General features: G+C 50.3%; 6 protein-coding genes and 1 pseudogene. 4 read left to right on the top strand and 3 right to left on the bottom strand.

The features are described from left to right. The 4 genes from D5269_RS17170 to D5269_RS17155 all read left to right on the top strand — a co-directional run. The coding region (locus tag D5269_RS17170; RefSeq protein WP_120487227.1) for a tyrosine-type recombinase/integrase at positions 1-663 on the top strand (663 nt) is incomplete at its 5' end. A 104-nt stretch (positions 664-767) separates the two neighbouring features. Beyond that, the gene (locus D5269_RS17165; protein ID WP_120487229.1) at positions 768-1,100 is read left to right on the top strand and encodes a hypothetical protein; all 333 of its coding nucleotides are present in this window, start codon (positions 768-770) and stop codon (positions 1,098-1,100) included. A gap of 13 nt (positions 1,101-1,113) precedes the next feature. Beyond that, on the top strand, positions 1,114-1,476 hold the full coding sequence (locus D5269_RS17160) for a hypothetical protein (protein WP_120487225.1): 363 nt from the start codon (positions 1,114-1,116) through the stop codon (positions 1,474-1,476). Further along, the gene (locus D5269_RS17155) at positions 1,473-2,177 is read left to right on the top strand and encodes a M23 family metallopeptidase (protein WP_120487223.1); all 705 of its coding nucleotides are present in this window, start codon (positions 1,473-1,475) and stop codon (positions 2,175-2,177) included. Before D5269_RS17160 ends, D5269_RS17155 begins: the two co-directional genes overlap by 4 nt. 131 nt (positions 2,178-2,308) lie before the next feature. Here the strand turns inward: D5269_RS17155 and D5269_RS17150 are convergent, their stop codons facing one another. From D5269_RS17150 to D5269_RS18745, 3 genes and pseudogenes are all read right to left on the bottom strand, one after another. Next, entirely contained in the window at positions 2,309-2,542 is a 234-nt protein-coding gene (locus tag D5269_RS17150) for a helix-turn-helix transcriptional regulator (protein WP_120487221.1), read from the bottom strand. A gap of 260 nt (positions 2,543-2,802) precedes the next feature. Beyond that, positions 2,803-3,198: a hypothetical protein gene (locus D5269_RS17145; RefSeq protein ID WP_243126945.1), complete on the bottom strand. Its 396-nt coding sequence runs from the start codon at positions 3,196-3,198 to the stop codon at positions 2,803-2,805. A gap of 43 nt (positions 3,199-3,241) precedes the next feature. Then, positions 3,242-3,346, bottom strand: a pseudogene (locus D5269_RS18745) (IS5/IS1182 family transposase); the annotation flags it as partial.

The following is a 3,346-nucleotide window of genomic DNA, read 5'->3' as shown; positions in this document are numbered from 1 at the left end:
CGCGGACTGCGGGACGGAAGTCTGTTGACCCACATCAATACCCTGCGCAGCTTCTTCAGCTGGCTGACAGTTGAAGGCGTCATTCGTAGAAATCCTATGCTCAAGATCAAGTCCCCCAGACTGGATCGCACCCGGTCGCGGCACGCATTGTCCCAGGAGCAGCTGGAACGGCTGCGGGATGCCTGCAAAACCTATAAAGAGCGGGCGCTGGTAGAGTTCCTTGTGTCTTCTGGATGCCGCTTGAGCGAGGTGTCCGGGATTCGTATGGAGGATGTCAACTGGCGGGATCGGAGTGTGATCGTACATGGCAAGGGCAACAAGAGCCGGAAAGTTTATTTCAGTGTCAGGGCCAAGTTAATGCTCGAGGAGTATATCTCCCGGCGTAAAGGTGGGGATGCGCTGTTTGCAAGCATCAAGACGCCGTATCCAGCTATGCAGCCGCGGGCAATCCAACGCGCGCTCGGGCTGATCGGCGACCGGGTGGGTCTGCACGTCCATCCGCACCTGCTGCGTCACACCTTCGCGACGCTGGCGCTTGCCGGAGGCATGGACATCACAGTGATCCAGCGACTTTTGGGTCATGAGGACACCAAGACGACCCTCATCTATGCGGAGCTGTCACAACGGACGATCCAGTATGAGTACGAACGGATTATAGCGTAAATCAGCTGAAGCAAAAAAAGTTCCCAGAGATGTGCAACAAAACCGCACATCTCCGGGAATCGGGCGGAGTAAATGAAAGGACTTTTACGAAAGGGGTGGTAAACGTGGATACATCTATTATCTCGCGGGCCGAGCATGATGAGTTTTGCAGGAGGCTGGAGGCGGAACACAAGCGTCTGGCCGCAGAGGACAACCGGCAGAATCATCGGATCGACACGCTGGAAGAGAAGGTGGAGCAGATCGGCGCGCTGGTTACATCGGTGGAAAAGCTGGCCCTGAACATGGAGATCATGGCCAACGAGCTGAAGCAGCAGGGGGAACGGCTGGAAAGCCTGGAAGCACGCGACGGGGAAAACTGGCGTAAGGCGGTCGGGCATATCGTCACTGTCGTGATCGGAGCCATGATCGGCTTTATCTGCACCAGGATCGGATTGTGAGAAGGAGGTAAAGATGAATTACCAAGAGTTTGTACGTATTGTGATCTATCTTTGTGCGCTGCTCTTCGGGGGGCTTGCTCTGTGGTATCAGGGTAATGCCAAAGTAAGCGGACGAGTGGCTGCACTGATCCAGCGGGCCGAGGTGTTATACAGCGACTGGACCAAAGCGGGCGGCGTAAAGTTTGAGTGGGTAGTCGGCCGACTTTATGATCTGCTTCCTCTCGCGGTGCGGCCGTTTGTGCCGCGTAGTCTGATCGAGCAGATTGTACAGACCACCTTTGACGCGATTGAGGGATATGCCCGGATGCAGCTGGACAGGCTGACGGGCAGCAGTCAAGAGATAGGGCAGGGCAAGGACTGTGAGGTGTTGAGATGAGCCAGAGACTGACACTGCCGTTTAAGGCCATGCGGATCACAGCTGGATATAAACATCCGCAATATCTCAAGGAGTGGGGCTGGCCCCATTACGGCGTGGACTGCTACGATCCCAATACCCATGATGTACTCGCTCTGGGAGATGGCGAGGTAATCGCCGCTGGACAGGACGGCCCAACATTGACCGGCAATCTTTCCCGGTTGGGCATGGTGACGGTGATCGTCTACCGGGATGTGCTCTGTAGCGACGGCAAGGTGCGGGATCTGACCGCCCGCACCTACCATCACGCAAGCGTGGCAGTCAAGGCGGGGGACAAGGTGCGGCGTGGGCAGGTGATTGCCCAGTATGGCAACACCGGAGCCAACACCAGCGGCCCGCACCTACATATCGAGCTGGATACTGATACCAAGTATCCGACCCTTGCGCCCGGTGTATCGGTAACAGCCAGCAACCGGATCATCAACACCAAGGCAGAGTATGCCAGGGCGGGAGGGCTGTCCGACAGCACGATCAATCCGGCCAAGGTCTGGTTTATTGGAGATGGGCAGAGTATCGCCGGAGCAGCGGGGAGCTGGTGTGCCCAGAGCGATCTGGTCGTACCTGAACTGCCTGCAGAGATGCCGGAACTGGATTATAAGGCCAGATATGATGAGTTGTGTGCAGAGATTATGGTGCTGGCTGCAAAGTGTAAAAACAGATAGGTTGATACCAAGCATGTATTGAGTCGGAGAGCAATCTCCTGTGGTAGGATCAGACGATGCTATCACAGGAGACGCGCATGAAAAATGGATGGCGCGCTGGACATATTCCGGTGCGCCTGCTTTTCTTTATTTCATTCGCTTGTTTCATCATCCTCTCGGAAAGCAAGAAAGTATTCCATGGGTTCTTGGAATTCCTGACTGATTTTATAGAGAAGAGGAGCAGAAACAGAAGTATCCCCATTTTTCAGATTTCGTATATGACGTGTGGAGATATTCAGGTGTTCCGCAAGCTGTTCCTGCTTCAGATTCGATTTCCGGATTGCGTGATCGAACTTTTTATGATCAAAGAGTACGATCTTTGCCATAATGAAAACCTCCTATTATATAGACTTGCAGCAGATAGAATCGCGTCTATCCGATTTCTATATTAAAAATATAGGAGATTAAATGTAATATAAAGGAAATCGACTTCCGATTGTAGAATTTTGTCGTTTCATGCAAAGTTTATATGTATAGAGTGCATGACAACGGAAGTCCATCGGAGGTAAGTGGTATGCGGTTTGGGGAATCGTTATGCAATAAAAAGGTGATCTATATCCAAAATGATATAGACCACCCATAGAATTTAACCACAATCTTCTGAATTATAGCCAGGTGCGGGTTTATGAGGAATTGAGGCGAAAGAAAAATCTAAAGCTTCATATTTTAATGTTGGGGCTGAAAATTCATATGGAAAACACAAACAACGCTCCAAAATAGCCAGCCAATCCTCAGGAAACCCTAGGTGCTTTAATTTTACAAACGGATATCTTAAAAAAAGCAGTTCTAAGTCTTTGAGCATGCTTTGTCTAAGGAGGTTGTTGGGAAGCAATCGATATAAAGCGTAGATATACGCAAAAGGACTTCCAGGATCAAATTGAAGATTATCCTTTTTAGGCGTGAGAATTTTTATAGGAAAAGAGCGGTTGTAAAAACGACCTCCATGAGCACTAATATTGCGGCTGATAACTGTACATTTCAACCAATTTTCTATGAGCTTATATGATGTCTTTCTTAGGTAGTGTTCACATAAGCACATCGACAATGAGAGCAAAAAAGACAAAAGCCAAAAAGATAATATCCAGTTTGTCATAGCGGGTAAAAATGCGACGAAATCGCTTGATACGGCG

Source organism: Anaerotruncus sp. 1XD42-93 (assembly GCF_009917605.1).
In the GTDB taxonomy this organism is placed as follows: domain Bacteria; phylum Bacillota; class Clostridia; order Oscillospirales; family Ruminococcaceae; genus Anaerotruncus.
The sequence above is the reverse complement of the archived record's forward strand: the minus strand, read 5'-3'. Positions and strand labels throughout refer to the sequence as shown.

What these genes read in the sequence shown, in the direction of transcription:
- D5269_RS17150 (WP_120487221.1), bottom strand. Translation starts at nt 2,542, where the DNA reads ATGGCAAAGATCGTACTCTTTGATCATAAAAAGTTCGATCACGCAATC.
- D5269_RS17155 (WP_120487223.1), top strand. Translation starts at nt 1,473, where the DNA reads ATGAGCCAGAGACTGACACTGCCGTTTAAGGCCATGCGGATCACAGCT.
- D5269_RS17160 (WP_120487225.1), top strand. Translation starts at nt 1,114, where the DNA reads ATGAATTACCAAGAGTTTGTACGTATTGTGATCTATCTTTGTGCGCTG.